Annotated in this window: 1 protein-coding gene; it reads left to right on the top strand. The window is 68.2% G+C overall.

Going from position 1 to position 557, the window contains the following annotated elements:
• Positions 1–557: YqaJ viral recombinase family protein (locus RMT89_RS40810; RefSeq protein ID WP_315888808.1), on the top strand; the 557-nt coding region annotated here is incomplete at both ends.

Raw genomic sequence — 557 nt, 5'->3', positions numbered from 1 at the left:
TCGCCGCCGCCTGCGGACTGTCCCCATGGACCCACCGCGACCAGCTCATCGCCGACAAGATCGCCGGCACTGTCCACCCCCAGACCCCGGCGATGTGGCACGGCACCATGCTGGAGGCTGCTGTCCTCGGCATGGTCGCTGAGCGGCGATCCCTCACCACCTCATGGCCCACGCCTCTCATCTACGACGACGCGATGGCGGGCACCCATGTGCATCCCCGCCACGACTGGGCGCTGTACAACCCAGATGCGGTCACCACAGACGGGGTGCTGGTCGAGGCGAAAACCGCTGACCGGCGCGACATCCTCACCGGCGACGACTGGGACGACCCGCTCCGCGATGCCCACGCATGGGGACGGGCCGGTACCGATCGGGTGCCGATGCACTACCTGTACCAGGTGCAGTGGGGCCTCGGCATCCTCGGACTCGACCGCGCCATCCTCGCCATCCTCGCCGCCGGTGAACGCGGCTTCGATTTCGCCACCTACCCGATCCGATTCAACCCAGCCCTGTTCACCGCCCTGCTGAGGGCTGGGCAGCGCTTCATCACCGACCTC

This window comes from Streptomyces sp. P17, assembly GCF_032436805.1.
GTDB lineage: Bacteria > Actinomycetota > Actinomycetes > Streptomycetales > Streptomycetaceae > Streptomyces.
The sequence above is the reverse complement of the archived record's forward strand: the minus strand, read 5'-3'. Positions and strand labels throughout refer to the sequence as shown.